Genomic DNA, 14,321 nt, shown 5'->3' with positions numbered 1-14,321 from the left:
TTATAACTAAAATAATGCTTTTTTTACTGCCTGCTTATCTTTCCGAAAATACTTCTATCACACATTTTTCGCCTGTAATAAAGGAGTATATCATGCAAACAGATTATTTCTTTGTTGAAAACGAAAAAACAGCCAGAAAAGTGGTGAAATTCTTCGCGCCTGAGAAAAAACAAGCTGATCTGAAGCTTTTTTTATTGGATAAATATACTGAAAATGCTGACATTAAAGAAGCCCAGGAACTGATGCTGAAAGGTCAGGATTTCGGATTACTTTCCGAAGCTGGACTTCCGTGTATTGCCGATCCCGGAAATTTGATGGTGAAATGGTGTCATGAAAAAAATATCAAAGTTGTTCCTATTTCAGGGCCATCTTCGATCATTTTAGCGTTAATTTCAAGTGGTTTTAATGGTCAGGAGTTCACATTTAATGGTTATCTGCCAATTGATAAAGGCGAAAAGAAAAAACAAATCGTTCACCTGGAAAGCTTAGTTCAGAGAACGGGATATTCGCAGATTTTTATGGAAACGCCTTATAGAAATAATGCGCTATTTGAAGACTTAGTTAAATTTTTATCGCCTAATACAAAGCTTTGTATTGCTGCCAATATCAACGATCCTGAACAGGAATTTATCAAAACAAAAACGATAAAAGACTGGCAAAAACAAAAACCGGAACTTCATAAAATTCCTGCTGTTTTTGTGTTGGGGAAATAGTCATTGTGAGGAGCTATAAAATATTTTTATAATTTCTCGCAGATTTAGCAGATTACGCAAATCTTTTTTTATAAGCTGTATAAATTACAATCTGCGTAATCTGCTAAATCTGCGAGAGAAAAAACTACAAATTATTGACAACCCTCTTAATATTATCCAAAATATTAGTGGTATTAAAATTAATAAGCAAACCTAGTTTTTTATTAGAAAGTTTCAGATAAGTATGTAATTGTTTAAAGTGAATGTCTTCAAGATTTTTCACAGATTTTAATTCAAGAATTACCTTATCTTCAACTAAGATGTCAATTCTAAAATTTAAATCAAACTTTTTATTATCGTAAATAACAGGAATTGGTAATTCAGATTTTACATCAAGTCCGTTTTCTTCAAGTTCATAGATTAAAATCCTTTGGTAAATGATTTCTAATAAACCAGGATCAAGATTATTGTATACATTAAAGGTACATTTTCTAACGATGTAGGAAATTTCATTTTCAGTCATTTGTTTTTTTATGTAAATTAAAATAAAAAAATTGAATTTAATTACTTGAATTTAAATATTACTTTTTCTTCCTATTTCTCCATTTTCTCCAAAGAAAAATCACAACAGGAATCAGCAGAAAGAACGGCCAAAGTGAAGTCAAACCAAGAAAGAAAGCAATAAAACTGTTCCAGCCTTCTGTTAATGAATCTCCGAAGCGGCTTCCAAAACCAATCTTTGAAGTCATTGAACTTCTTACTTTTTCCTTATATAAAGTAAGGTTTAATGTGCTATAATTCACGCGATCATCAATAAATCGAAGCCTGCCTTCCGAGACATCAATTTCATCTTCTAATTCTCTGATATTTTCTTGAATTTCCAGCATATCTTTCGTAGTAGCCGCGCTTTTTAGCATATCGCGGTACTTTTCCAGATAGATTTTCTTATTGGCGAGCTTAATGGAAACGTCAGTGTATTCTTCCGTAACGTCGTTTGATGAAATGTTTTTAGATAAAACGGAACCCATTCCGTCTGAAAACGAATTAGTTAATGCGTCGAAATTTTTATGCGGAACTCTTATTATTAAGTTAAGATTTTCATCGGTATCTGTATTTCGAAACTCTTCTTTCTGAATGTAGCCATTACTCTTTTTTACGATTTCATTCACCTGATTCTGAGCTTTTTTAGTGTCGCCAACCTGAATCGTCATTTCACCGTTTTTAATGATTTTTTTAGAAATAGTATCATTTGTATTCAAATACGGATTTTTATTTACACTGGCTGATTTTTCTGAAATGGCAGCAGGTGAATAATTTGCAACTTTATCTTCCTGAACAATATCCACTAAACTGGCATTTAAAGCCTGTGTTTCATTCTTTTTACAATGAATAAGAAGAACACAAAATGAGAGTGATAACAATAATTTTTTCATGAGTTATTTTTTTTGAACCTTATCAAAAGTAGAGGTAAAAACCGAAACAGATTGAAATTTTAAAGAACAATTGAATTTTAGGGGAATGAATTTATAAATTTATTCTTGACCTGACCAGAAACGGCTAAAAATTGAATTTATTTTATATTTTTATTGAATGAAAAAGAGTCTTTTAGCCATCCTATTTTTACCATTTTCGATGTTCGCACAGGAAGTTCCGAAGCTGACAGACGAAATGGCGATTAAATTATCCGAAAAACCACTTCATTGCATCAATCAGGAATACCCGAACAAAACAGCGCATATTATTAATAATGCGGGTGAAGTTCCTTTAACCCCAAAAGATCTGCACCCTAGTTTTTATGGCTGTTTCGATTGGCACAGCTCAGTGCATGGGCATTGGATGTTGGTTCGTTTATTAAAAACAAAGCCCAACTTATCGATTGCAAAAGACATTGAAAATATTCTTGATAATTCATTTAAAAAAGAAAATCTTCAGACGGAAGCAGCTTATTTCACCAAATATCAACTGACGGGAACTTTTGAAAGAACCTACGGCTGGGCTTGGCTGCTGAAGTTGGATGAAGAATTAGCAACTTGGGACAATCCAAAAGCGAAAGTTTGGCATCAGAATTTAAAACCTTTGACGGATAAAATTTTGGCTTCCTGGAAAGCTTTTTTACCAAAACAAACCTATCCAAACAGAACAGGAGTTCACCCGAATACTGCTTTCGCAATGGTTTTTGCATTAGATTGGGCAAGGGCAACAGGCGACAAAGCTTTTGAAAATCAGTTAATAGAAAAGGCTAAATATTTTTATTTAAATAATGCAAAAACGCCTGCTTACCTTGAGCCGGATGGTTCTGATTTCTTTTCGCCGAGCCTTGAAATTGCAGATTTAATGCGAAGAGTTTTACCTCAAAAAGAATTTGTTTCTTGGTTAAATAATTTCTACGAAAAACGAAGTTTAGAGAATATTGAAAAAATCCCTGTTGTGAGTGATTTGTCTGATTATCAAACCGTTCATCTGGTTGGTTTATCCTTTACAAAAGCCTGGTGTATGAAAGGAATTGCAAAATCTCTTCCTGATAATCATCCATTAAAAAAGGAATTCCAAAAAACAGCAACCATATTTTTAAACAACGGACTTCCTTTATTATTCCAAGGAAATTACGGAGGCGATCATTGGCTGGCAAGTTTTGCAGTTTATGCTTTAGAAGATTAATTAGCTTGATGATGGAAAATGGGCGCTGGAAGTTTTTGTGCTGCATAAACTTCCAGCCTCCATCTTCTAACTTCCTTACCAAAAAACTAATACTTGATTCCCAGCTTTTTAAGAATAAAACTTAAAAGCCAGATCGGACCTACTAGAAGGAACTGTAAATCTTTTAAGAAAGAAGGTTTTTTGCCTTCAATTTTATGTCCCGCGAACTGCAGAATCCACGTAATGACGAAAACAGAAAGATAAACGATCCAAGAGTTTTCTTCAAAACGAATATTGATTCCATAAGCGAAACTTTCCATTAAAATCATTACAAATAGCATGATTAAACTTACCAAAAAAGAAAGGCGCATATAGAAAAGGGTAACTAATGCAATCGCGATAAGGCTTATGTAACTGATTTCACCAATATATCTAAAACCAATGGATTTTGAGGGAATGAGTGAAATAAATCCTATAATCGTCCAGAAAATCAAAGGAACGCAGATCCAATGGATCAACTTATTAGTCGGGTTTCTGTGGCTTTCGCCATATTCAGCAAAAAGTAAATCAATCTTTCTCATAGTAGAAATTTGGAAAATACTAAAATAATAAATTTTTGTAATCGCTCAGGAGATTGCTTACATTTGTGCTATGTCTGCCTTAGAAAAATTTGGGGTTGAGATTTTTACTCAACATAATATTTTCGAAAGAATTGCTGTCGATAAGCCTTTTCGACCTGATAATCCCGCGTTTATATTTATTAAAAGCGGCACTATAAAGCTTAAACAGCATTTTCGTGATCTTGAACTTTCTGCCAATATGTTTATGGTAACCGATCCGCAGACGATTTATGAAATGGTTTCCGTAAGTGAGGATTTCCAGTCGAGAATGGTTTCTTATAAACGTGAATTTATTTCAGCTTTATCATTGAAATTCAATCGATTAATTACGTATCGCTATTTCAGGCAACAGATGAATATTGGGCTTCCTTTTCATAAGGATGAAATGGATGTGGTCTGGAAAAGCGTCAATTTTCTTAAATATATTCTGGATTCTGAAACGGAAATGGCCTATAAAAAGGAGATCGTGGAGCATTTATTTTCTGTTTTCTGTTACCAGATGGCGGGGATTATCTCTCAGGAAGACAGCAGCTCTATGAACCAAATGTCGAGACAGGAAGAGATTGTTTTTGTATTTCTGAATGATCTTGCAGAGCATCATCTCACAGAGCGCACAGTAGAGTTCTACGCCGAACGGCAGTCGATTACAACCAGACATCTTTCATCGGTTATTAAAGAGATTACGGGAAGGTCGGCGAGCCAAATTATTGCTTTAATTGTAATCAATGAAGCAAAAGTGCTTTTAAACTCTTCCAGCAAACCTATATCGGAGATTTCGTCTATTCTTGGTTTTAGCGATCAATACTCATTTTCACATTTTTTTAAGAAACATTTGGGTGAAAGTCCGTCACAGTACAGAAATCAGTTCGAAAACTAAAATCCTACATTTGAACATCTTTTTCCAATTCTCAAACATTTGTTTGAGGTTGTAATCACCCTAACTTTGTACTCGTAAAACAAGGTAAAATGGTAAAGAATATAAAAACAGCACTATCATTAATGATAGCGGTCTTTCCTGCGCTGTTTTTTTCACAGGAAATAAAACAGATGACAGCGAATGAGGTGGCCGAACTCGCCGTACAAAATCATCAGCAGTTGAAAGTTTCGGCACAAAATATCGACATCGCGAAACAAAATACGAACGTTACTAAACTTCAAAAATTGCCGACAATTACGGCTTCTACAAGTCAATTCTATTTAGGAAACGTATTAGCAATTGATAAGGATTTTTCAAATTCTACGACTATTCCGATGCCTCATTACGGAAGTTCTTATGCTGTTCAGGCGACTCAACTCATCTTCAAAGGAGGATTGGTAAATAAATCGATTGAACTGGCGGGACTTCGTGAGCAACTTTCAGAATTAGATTTAGAAAAGAATAAGCAGGATGTGAAATTTTTGGTTATTTCTAATTATTTGGATGTTTATAAAATCATCAATCAACAGAAAGTTTTTCAAAACAACAAAAAACTGGCTCAGGAACGTCTGAAAAATATTCAGAAGTTTTATCAGCAGGGAATGGTGACGAGAAACGAGGTGATTCGTGGTGAACTGGCCATCAAAAACTTAGATCAGGGAATTTTAACGTTGGTGAATAATAAAAAGATCCTTAATTATAATTTAAGCATCGCTTTGGGTTTACCTTCTGATACTGAGATTATTCCTGTTGAAAATGTTGAAAGCAAAGATGCCGGAATCGGTATGGATTATTACGTAAATCTTGCCCATGACAGCAATCCTCTAATGAAATCTGCCAAAACAAATATTGATGTGGCAGACAAAAATATTGAGATTATAAAGACTGATAAAATGCCTACGATATCAGGTTTCGGAGGATATACCTTACAAAGACCGATCACGACGAGAAATCCTGTGCTGGATATGTATTCGGGAGGTTGGCAAACGGGGGTTTCTTTAAGCTATAATATTGATAATCTGTATAAAACGAAAGAAAGAGTAAAGTTGGGCGAAATTCAGAAAAATCAGGCGAATGATGCAATGACGTTGACTCAGCAAAATATTGATATGGCGGTGAATGCGGCTTATGTTAAATATCAGGAGTCGATTCAACAGGCTGATATTCTGAATGATGCTAAAAGTTTAGCGGAAGAAAACTATAAGATTACAGAAGCTAAGTACTTGAATCAGTTGGCAGTACAAGCGGAAATGATTGATGCACAAAATCAAAAATTACAGTCAGAATTAGATTATGCCAATGCAGAAATCAATGTGTTGTATCAATATTATAATCTTCTGAAATCTACAGGAACGCTGTAAATAAATTCTCTGAGGTCTTTTTTAAGTGAAACGCCTTTGAGAGCTTAATAACATTTAGTAGTCAAAAAAATCTTAGCGCCCTTTGCGTTTAAAATAAATAACACAAGGAAAAAAGTTTAAAACTGAAAATCAAAACAATGGAAAACAAGGAACAAAATACTCAAAATACCGCTTCGGCACCCGTACAATCTAGTGTTCTGGCGAAAAAGAAAGAAAATAAAAAGAATAAAATCAGAGCCATTATCTCCAACATTATTGTGTTTTTGGTGATTGGTTTCGGATTATTCTGGCTGGTACGTGAATATTTTCACGTGGGCGACAAAACGTATACCGAAGCGGCTCAGGTTGAGGAGTTTATCAACCCGATCAATACGAGAGTTTCAGCATATATCAAAGAAATAAAATTCATTGAACATCAACAGGTTAAAAAAGGAGATACATTAGTGATTCTTGATGACCGCGAGATTTTAACACAATTAGGTCAGGCAGAAGCGGCTTACCAAAATGCTTTAGCTCAGAAAACAGCAACTAGTTCATCGGTAAATACCGTTTCCAACAACGTAAGCGTAATGGAATCCAATATTGCAGGAGCAAAAGCCAGACTTTGGAATGCAGAGCAAAATTTAACCAGATATAAAAATCTGTTGGCTTCAGAAGCCGTAACCAGACAACAGTATGACCAGGTGAAAACCGAATATGATGCGCAGAAAGCGGCGTATGAAACATTGGTGAATCAAAAGCAATCTGCAAATCTGTCGACAACAGAGGTAAGAAGTAAATTAGGGATTAACGATGCGGAAATTAAGAGAACAAAATCTGCATTGGATATGGCAAAAATTAACCTGTCTTACACGGTAATCACCGCGCCTTATGACGGAGTAATGGGAAGAAGAACGATTTCTGAAGGACAATTAATTCAACCCGGACAACAAGTGGCAACCATTGTGTTAAATGGACAAAAATGGGTAACCGCCAATTTCCTGGAAAGCCAGATGCCGAATATCAAAATTGGTGAAAAAATGATGATGACCGTTGATGCGCTGGGCGGACAAAAATTTGAAGGAATCGTAACTGCTATTTCAGCGGCTACAGGTTCGAGATATTCCAGTGTTCCGACGGATAACTCTACCGGAAATTTTATCAAAGTTCAACAGAGAATTCCTGTGAGAATAGAGTTTACGGCTTCCAATAAAAAAGAAGATCTGGCTAAACTAAGCGCGGGAATGAACGTGAATGTGAACATTAATAAGTAACAAGTAATAAGTAAAATGAACCAAGTAAAATGTTGAATATTTAAGTAAAGTGAAGATTACGGATTTAGATTGATTTATTGAAATTTTTTACTTCTGTAATTTTTACTTATCTCTTTCCACTTTTTCCTTGGCTCTTATTCAAAAAATGTACAATAAAGGATTATACAACGACTGGGTTCCGAAACCCGTGCAGCTTTTGCTGATTGTATTGCTTCTTGCGGTGGTGATGCCGTTGGGGGGCGTATATACGGGAAACATCAGCTATGTAGTGAGCGGAACCGGGGCGATGACAGAGTACTTCATGTGGGCGAATTATGCGACTACCATTGGGATGGGCGCGTGTATGCCGATTGTGATGAGAATGAAAATGAGATACAAAGTTCGTGATAAAATGACACTTTTACTGGTGCTTTTAGGTTTGTTGAGTTATTTGAATTCAACAACTTTTGAACCGATGATCTTCGTATTTTCCGCTTTGCTGATCGGGTTTTTAAAAATGATGGTAACGATTGAATTATTTTTACCGTTAATGGCCATGATCGGAAACAGAGGAATGTTCTACGGCGGATTTTACACCTTCGTTTTAGTCATGAATCAGGTTTCTGCTTATTATGCGGTGGAAGTTTCCATTCAATACAACTGGCAGCATTTTTATGTGATCATGGCGGTTGGATGTTTCATTTTGGCTTTGCTGCACTGGGTTTTTATGCACGATAAATATTTTGCATTAAAAGTTCCGTTGCATTATATTGATTGGTTGAGTATCTTACTTTTTGTTTCCACATTTATGTTTTCAGCGTATGTTTTTTCGTTTGGAAAACAGCAGGATTGGCTCAATTCAAGAAATATTATCAATGCAAGTATCGCCGCTTTTGTGAGTTTTGCCTTGTTGGCGATTCGTCAGTTTACGTTGAAAAGACCTTATATATCATTTAAAATTTTCACTAAAAACAATGTTCAGCACGGATTATTTATGCTTTTTATGCTCGGAATGTTTTTAGGAACAACCTCTATTCAGAACACTTTTGCAGTCGGAGTTTTGGGATATGACCAATTAACCAATGCAAGATTAAATTTATTAATGATTCCCGGACTGGTTTTAGCCGGAGTTATTGCCATCATTTGGTTTAAAAAAGAAATTCCGCTAAAGATGTTCATCTTTTCAGGATTTTCAGCAATGGTGGGCTATGCGATGGTGATGTACTTTTCGATGGTGCTCGAATTCAGTTATGACAATTGGTATTTACCGATGTTCTTAAAAGGATACGGAATGGGCGCCTTATTCATTTCAGTCTGGTTTTATACGCTTGATAAACTGGAGTTGGAGGAAATGCTTGCTGCCATAGGATTGGTCTTAGTTTGGAGAACATTTTTATCAGTCGGAGTTTTCTCAGCAATTTACGCTTGGTTTCAATATCATTTTCAGGTTGTTGCGATTGGAGATCTTGCCGTTTATATGGATGGAATGACGATAACTCCACAAAGTGTATCTGCTAATATGAAGACTATTCAGCTGAATGCCATTATTATAGCTAATAAAAAAATATTCGGATATATTATTTTGATGGGCTTGGGAGTGTTGATTTATGTTTTCACGCATCATTTCGGAAAAGAACGTTTCGAATATGCAAGATTTGTTAAAATATTAAACGGAAAATCGGCATTAGCGAGAAAAAGACTTCGCGAAAGAAAAAGATTAGTGAACGAAATAAAAGACGCAGCAGGGCCTGCGATATAAAGATACCTTGTTTTTCATTTGCAAAACTCCATTTTCATTGTAAAGTGGGGTTTTGCTTTTTTAGAAGCTGTTTAATTACATCGAAATGCAATATTAATTTTATTTGAAGCTTTTTCCCGCTTTCCACTATATCTTTTTTGTTACGGGCTCCGCTTCGCTGCGCCCGCAACAAAAAAGGATGCCGTTGCAATCGGGGCTAAAAAAGTTTGTAGGCTCAGAAAAAGCTTTCTGAGCCAATAAGGTTAAGTTTAAAAATGGGCAAACCTCACAGGTTTCGAAAACCTGTGAGGTTTAGAATAATCGCCCAATTTGGGAATGTTTTAAAGTTTAAAGCAAAAAAACACGGACTATAAATCCGTGTTATTATTAATTAAGTATTTGTTCTTTTAATTTCTAAAAAGCTGTCTCACATCTGCAGAATCAAAAGTAAAAACAGATTGATTTTCAGACTTGTCTAATTTTTTACTAATCGTTAACGCCCATAAAACCAATTCTTTGCAGAAGTTTTTATCTTCTTGGCTAAATTCGGCTGCATTTTCTTCCACAACTGTATTAAGAGGTTCTACCGCACTTAGTTTTTTGTAAAATTCTTCGTCTGTATCGGCATAATTTAATTCCAGTTGATTTTTATTAAACCATTGAATTAAATCAGTGTATGGTGTTTTGATACCATCTTTTTCCAGCTTAGAAATTCTTGGGAAAATACTTTCAAACTGCAGCATCACGGCTTTGTCTATCAATATTTTGGCTACATAATCGGCGCCTTCCTGTTCGCCTTCATACACCAATTCAATTTTTCCGGTAATGGATGGAATTATCGACATGAAATCAAGCAGACGAACCGTCGTTTTTTCTGCACCAGTTTCTATTAAACGCAACTTTGCTGCTGCAAAAAGATTTTCCATGGCGCTGATTGTTAATCTTGCGCTCACGCCACTTTTCGCATCTACATATTCACTGTCACGCGCTTCAAAAGCCACTTCTTCCAACAAATCTTTCGCCAGTCCCGGAATTTGGATCTGTGCTCTGTCTTCGTTTGAGATCGCTGCTTCCTGCTCGGTAATTTGCCTTGCCAACGCAATCGTCGTAGGATAATGTGTAAAGATCTGCGAACCAATTCTGTCTTTCAGCGGGGTTACAATGCTTCCTCTGTTGGTATAATCTTCCGGATTGGCAGTAAATACAAACTGAATATCCAAAGGCATTCTCAATTGAAATCCACGGATCTGAATATCACCTTCCTGCAAAATATTAAACAGAGATACCTGAATTCTCGCCTGTAAATCGGGTAATTCATTCAGTACAAATATCGAACGGTTAGCACGCGGAATCATTCCGTAATGTAAAACACGCTCGTCAGAATACGGAAGTTTCAAAGTAGCTGCTTTAATGGGATCGATGTCACCAATTAAATCCGCAACATTCACATCCGGAGTTGCCAGTTTTTCAAAGAAACGGTCGGAGCGGTGAACCCATGAGATCGGAGTTTCATCGCCTAATTTCTCAAGCAGATCTTTCGCAAATTTTGAGATCGGCTGAAACGGACTGTCATTAATTTCAGAACCTTTTACAATCGGCATATATTCATCCAAAAGATTGACCATGCTTCTTGCAATTCTCGTTTTTGCCTGTCCGCGTAATCCCAAAAGATTGATGTGATGTCCTGCCAGAATTGCCTTTTTTAATTGAGGAACCACCGTGTCTTCATATCCCCAAAGTCCTTCAAAAACGGGCTCTTTTGCTTTAATTTTTGCAATTAAATTAGCCTGAATTTCCTGATTGATGGTTTTATCTGTATATCCTGAATTTTTTAATTCCTTAAATGTAATATCGTTTTTCATTTGTTGTAATAATCTGATTATTTTTTATTGAATTCGATTTGAAATATTTTTAACGTAAAATTACTTTTACCATTTTACTTTTAACTTTTTCCTTGGCTCTTCTAAATCCTTTTAATCCTATTTTTCTCGTAATCTTCAAAAATCATTTGACCTAATCCGGAAAGTCCTGTTAAGAAAGCTTTTCCTTTATTCTGGGCTGTAAATTCCTTCACAAACTGTCGCAAATAAGGATCTTGTGCGATCATAAAAGTCGTAATTGGGATTTTCAGTTTTCTGGCTTGTGCTGCTTTGTTGAGACATTGAGAAACAATCATTTCATCCAAACCGACACTGTTTTTGTAAAATTCACCGTTGGGTAGGCGAAGGCAGCTTGGTTTTCCGTCGGTAATCATGAATATCTGTTTGTTCGTATTTCTTTTTCGACGAAGGATATCCATCGCAAGCTCCAGTCCGGCAACCGTATTCGTATGGAAAGGTCCGACCTGTAAATAAGGAAGATCTTTCACTTTAATCGGCCACGCTTCATTTCCAAAAACAATAATATCGATTGAGTCTTTCGGGTATTTTCTTTTAATTAATTCCACCAGAGCCATAGCCACTTTTTTGGCCGGAGTGATTCGATCTTCACCATATAAAATCATGGAATGGCTGATATCGATCATTAAAACCGTGCTCATCTGCGCTTTATGTTTCGTTTCCTCCACAATCAGATCGTCTTCCGTCATGCGAAGGTCTGAAATTCCATTATTGATCTGGGCATTTTTCAGACTTTCGGTCATATTCACTAAAGAAAGATCGTCACCATATTGGAACGAACGGTTCTCGCCATCTTTTTCATCGCCAACACCTGTTTTAGTCGTTCTGTGATTCCCGATTCCTGTTTTCTTAAGTTTACCAAAAATTTGATCTAAGGCAAATTCACGCAAGGCAGCTTCCAGTTTTGGAGTCAGGATATTTTTACCTTTTCCCGTTCCCGAATTTCCGTCTTCAGGATCTTCTTCTTTTATATAACCTCTTTTTTTAAGGTCTTCTTCAAAGTCTTCCAAAGAATATTCATCATTAAAAATATCATATTCCTTGTCCAGCATATCCAGCCACTCGAAGGCTTCTTCAATATCCCCGGAAGTGTGTGTCAAAAGGTCTTTGAAAACATCAAAAACTCTGTCAAAATGCGAAATTTCCTCCGGAATATGTTTGCTGAAAGTGAAGCCTTTATGAAAATTAAATTCTTTATTTGTCATAAAATAATGATGTTCTATTTTCTTTTCTTCGATTTTTAAATTAGACAAGTTAGGAAATAATTGCAAGAATAAAGCCGATTAAAAAATAGAAAATGTTAATCGTGATGATGGTAATATTATTTGGAAGAAAAATTTAATGCTTAATTTCTTCATCGGGTACCCTCGGAATATTATCTTTGTGAAAATAAAAAATTAGATGATGAAAAAAGTAATCTTGTTGGCTTCAGTTGCTTTGATATTAAATTCATGCGTAGTTTCTACCGCTGCAAAAGTGGTAAAAGGCGCAGTGAACGTAAGCTATAAAGCGGTGAAAGGTACAGTAAACGGCATCAGTTGGGCGGTTCGAAAGGCGAATGGAAAAATAGATGAAGACCGTCTAGATGGAACCTGGAAGATTGTTGGTGTATATCGCGGTTCTTTTGAAGATTTTACGAAAGATCAAAATCCTGAAAGTTCTTTTACTTCAGAATGTGGAGATAGCTTTGAGCAGATTATTTTTAAGGCTAAAAGATCAAAATTCCAACCTGTACATTGCAGTTCTGAAAAAGAAGGCTGGGTGAAATATTCTTTGGAATTCGGTAAAAATCCTATAACAAAAGAAAAGGAAAATTATATTGAATACAATTCCAATAATTATATTTCGGTGATTGATGTCAATAATAAAACAATGGTTCTGGAAGGAAATGTAATGCCCAAATTGGCTTTTTCAGGGGCAAAACTTTATCTTTTGGAAAAAGTAAAATAGTGCGTATTCGATATGAAAAAATATAGCTTTTTATCTGCAAAAGGATTTTTATTTGCAGCGGTTCTGTCTTTTAACACGGTAGTTTATGCTCAAAAAGCAGCCGATATTTCCACGATTTCTGAGAAAACATTAAGTACAATTCTCGAAAAAAACAGAACGTATTACACGCAAGGTAAAGTGGCTGATTATATTCCTGAATTGGGAAAAATGGATGCCAAATCGATTGCCTTTTCGGTCGTAGGAAAGGATGGTAAAGTATTGAATGTCGGAGATGTGAAGCAGAAATTTACGATGCAGAGTATTTCGAAAATCATTTCGTTGATGGTAGCGGTGATGGAAAGGGGAGAAGCCAATGTTTTTGATAAAATGGGCTATTTCGGATCTGATAAACCTTTTAATCATTTTTCGAACCTTGAAACTACAGGAAAACCTCTTAATCCGATGATGAATGCGGGGGCGATTCTCACAACTTCTCTGATTTCAGGTGATGGTGAAAAACCTTTCCTGAAAATTTTAGATATGGTAAGATATATTACCAAAAATCCTACAATTGAGTACAGTAAATCTGTGTATGAATCTGAAAAATCAACCGGACACCGTAACCGCGGAATGTTTTATCTGATGAAAAATAATGGATTGATTTCTGGAAATGAAGATCAGTTAGATAATTATTTCAAGCAATGTTCTATTGAACTTACTACAGAAGATTTGGCAAAAATCGGATATTTCTTTGCCAATGAGTGTGTTCGTTTTGATGGAGATTCTAAATACAAAAATAAAGACATCGCCAGATTGGTGGAATCTCAGATGCTGACGGCAGGAATGTATGAATTCAGCGGTGAATATTCTCGAACGGTTGGTTTACCGAGTAAATCCGGAGTCGGAGGCGGAATTACTGTAAGTGTTCCCGGGAAAATCGGAATCGGGGTTTTTAGTCCGGCATTGGACGGGCATGGAAATTCTTTAGCGGGTTATCATATGATTCTTGATTTGGTGAAACAATATGATTTGAGTGTGTTCTAATTTTTTTAGAAGTTTGTTGGAGATTTAGGATCAAAAATCTTTTATATTGATTGTTACTTAGAGTTTTAAAGGATGACAAATTAAGTATATATTTTAGTTTTTGAATTAAAGACTGAATTCCTAGCCGCGATGTTCTATGTTAAAAAGCAAATTATTCAGGTTAAAATTTTAAAATCTTTTTGATAATTTGGTTGATAATTCGTTTTGTTCTTTACAACCCCAAAACAGATTCTCAAAAGCTTATTACAAACGGC

The 14,321-nt window shown here is 35.6% G+C and carries 13 protein-coding genes; 8 read left to right on the top strand and 5 right to left on the bottom strand.

Annotated features, from left to right (window positions below):
• Positions 1–14: 14 nt before the first annotated feature.
• Positions 15–713 carry an SAM-dependent methyltransferase gene (locus tag ABEG63_RS20680; protein WP_346587289.1) on the top strand — a complete coding sequence of 233 codons (699 nt, stop codon included), beginning with the start codon at positions 15–17 and terminating at the stop codon, positions 711–713.
• A gap of 124 nt (positions 714–837) precedes the next feature.
• Here ABEG63_RS20680 and ABEG63_RS20675 read toward each other — a convergent pair whose 3' ends face one another.
• Both ABEG63_RS20675 and ABEG63_RS20670 read right to left on the bottom strand, forming a co-directional pair.
• Positions 838–1,215, bottom strand: coding sequence for a GxxExxY protein (locus ABEG63_RS20675; RefSeq protein ID WP_346587287.1), 378 nt, complete (start codon positions 1,213–1,215; stop codon positions 838–840).
• A gap of 58 nt (positions 1,216–1,273) precedes the next feature.
• Positions 1,274–2,125 carry a DUF4349 domain-containing protein gene (locus tag ABEG63_RS20670; protein ID WP_346587285.1) on the bottom strand — a complete coding sequence of 284 codons (852 nt, stop codon included), beginning with the start codon at positions 2,123–2,125 and terminating at the stop codon, positions 1,274–1,276.
• 157 nt (positions 2,126–2,282) lie between these two features.
• Here ABEG63_RS20670 and ABEG63_RS20665 point away from each other — a divergent pair, with 157 nt between their 5' ends.
• The gene (locus ABEG63_RS20665; protein ID WP_346587283.1) at positions 2,283–3,350 is read left to right on the top strand and encodes a DUF2891 domain-containing protein; all 1,068 of its coding nucleotides are present in this window, start codon (positions 2,283–2,285) and stop codon (positions 3,348–3,350) included.
• Positions 3,351–3,436: 86 nt separating this feature from the next.
• On the opposite strand, the gene ABEG63_RS20660 is transcribed toward ABEG63_RS20665, so the two are convergent.
• Positions 3,437–3,910, bottom strand: a complete 474-nt coding sequence (locus ABEG63_RS20660) for an Mpo1-like protein (RefSeq protein WP_267405434.1) — start codon at positions 3,908–3,910, stop codon at positions 3,437–3,439.
• A 70-nt stretch (positions 3,911–3,980) separates the two neighbouring features.
• Here ABEG63_RS20660 and ABEG63_RS20655 point away from each other — a divergent pair, with 70 nt between their 5' ends.
• The 4 genes from ABEG63_RS20655 (at position 3,981) to ABEG63_RS20640 (ending at position 9,217) form a co-directional block, all read left to right on the top strand.
• Complete coding sequence (locus ABEG63_RS20655) at positions 3,981–4,826, top strand: AraC family transcriptional regulator (protein ID WP_267405433.1); 846 nt, start codon at positions 3,981–3,983, stop codon at positions 4,824–4,826.
• 89 nt (positions 4,827–4,915) lie between these two features.
• Positions 4,916–6,226, top strand: a complete 1,311-nt coding sequence (locus ABEG63_RS20650) for a TolC family protein (protein WP_346587281.1) — start codon at positions 4,916–4,918, stop codon at positions 6,224–6,226.
• A 137-nt stretch (positions 6,227–6,363) separates the two neighbouring features.
• The gene (locus tag ABEG63_RS20645) at positions 6,364–7,479 is read left to right on the top strand and encodes an HlyD family secretion protein (RefSeq protein WP_346587279.1); all 1,116 of its coding nucleotides are present in this window, start codon (positions 6,364–6,366) and stop codon (positions 7,477–7,479) included.
• 145 nt (positions 7,480–7,624) lie between these two features.
• Positions 7,625–9,217, top strand: a complete 1,593-nt coding sequence (locus tag ABEG63_RS20640) for an MFS transporter (protein WP_346587278.1) — start codon at positions 7,625–7,627, stop codon at positions 9,215–9,217.
• A gap of 386 nt (positions 9,218–9,603) precedes the next feature.
• Here the strand turns inward: ABEG63_RS20640 and ABEG63_RS20635 are convergent, their stop codons facing one another.
• Together ABEG63_RS20635 and ABEG63_RS20630 are read right to left on the bottom strand one after the other, a co-directional pair.
• Positions 9,604–11,058 (bottom strand): sigma 54-interacting transcriptional regulator, encoded by a 1,455-nt coding sequence (locus ABEG63_RS20635; RefSeq protein ID WP_346587277.1) that lies wholly within the window; start codon positions 11,056–11,058, stop codon positions 9,604–9,606.
• A 101-nt stretch (positions 11,059–11,159) separates the two neighbouring features.
• A complete protein-coding gene (locus tag ABEG63_RS20630) occupies positions 11,160–12,299 on the bottom strand; it encodes a VWA domain-containing protein (protein ID WP_267405428.1) in 1,140 nt (379 codons plus the stop codon).
• A gap of 199 nt (positions 12,300–12,498) precedes the next feature.
• Between ABEG63_RS20630 and ABEG63_RS20625 the strand changes: the two genes are divergently transcribed.
• Positions 12,499–13,044 carry a hypothetical protein gene (locus ABEG63_RS20625; protein WP_346587275.1) on the top strand — a complete coding sequence of 182 codons (546 nt, stop codon included), beginning with the start codon at positions 12,499–12,501 and terminating at the stop codon, positions 13,042–13,044.
• 12 nt (positions 13,045–13,056) lie between these two features.
• On the top strand, positions 13,057–14,067 hold the full coding sequence (glsA, locus tag ABEG63_RS20620) for a glutaminase A (RefSeq protein WP_346587273.1): 1,011 nt from the start codon (positions 13,057–13,059) through the stop codon (positions 14,065–14,067).
• The last annotated feature ends 254 nt before the right edge of the window (positions 14,068–14,321 follow it).

The sequence above is a fragment of the Chryseobacterium sp. C39-AII1 genome, from assembly GCF_039672645.1.
GTDB lineage: Bacteria > Bacteroidota > Bacteroidia > Flavobacteriales > Weeksellaceae > Chryseobacterium.
The sequence above is the reverse complement of the archived record's forward strand: the minus strand, read 5'-3'. Positions and strand labels throughout refer to the sequence as shown.